The organism is Pseudomonas sp. FW300-N1A1, from assembly GCF_058789115.1.
The window spans coordinates 1-536 of record NZ_JBYTBK010000099.1; the positions used below are offsets into that span (position 1 = coordinate 1).

Genomic DNA, 536 nt, shown 5'->3' on the forward strand with positions numbered 1-536 from the left:
TGTGGGAGATTCTATGTTTGAGGGGAAGCTCCAATAACTGAGTTTGGGTGGTATTCGCTCTGGTTTTTCATCAGGGCGAACGCTACTCGTGCCAGCTTGCGAGCCAGAATGACCAACACTTGCGTCGTCTTCAAACCCCGCTCCAGATAGCGCTCGTAAAATGGTTTCCAGGTCTCTGAGCGACGGGCAGCCAGGGCGGCGTTATGCAGCAAACGTCGTATCTCTGAGTCCCCTTTCTTGGTTAGCTTTCGACGCCCGGTCATCTCTCCTGAGTCAGACACTCTCAAATCCATTCCCAGGAAGGCGATGTAGGCGTCACCACTTGCAAAATCGCCGCGCTGAAAGGCCATCGTCAATGCGGTAGCGGTAAGAAAACCAATACCCTCTATCGCCTGGCAGCGCTTGACCTGCTCCAGAAGACCGGCATCTTTGACGACCTCCAACAGCTTCTTCTGGATGAGTAGGTCCAACCGTTCCATCCCAGCGGCCAGACGTTTGAATGCGGCTTTCAACAGCGGTTCGTCACCCCAGCTTTG

General features: G+C 54.3%; 1 protein-coding gene. It reads right to left on the reverse strand.

Annotated elements, in window-relative coordinates; translation table 11 throughout:
- Window positions 1-11 precede the first annotated feature (11 nt).
- On the reverse strand, window positions 12-536 hold a 525-nt coding region (locus AC3WQN_RS25470), incomplete at its 5' end, for a transposase (RefSeq protein ID WP_146038417.1).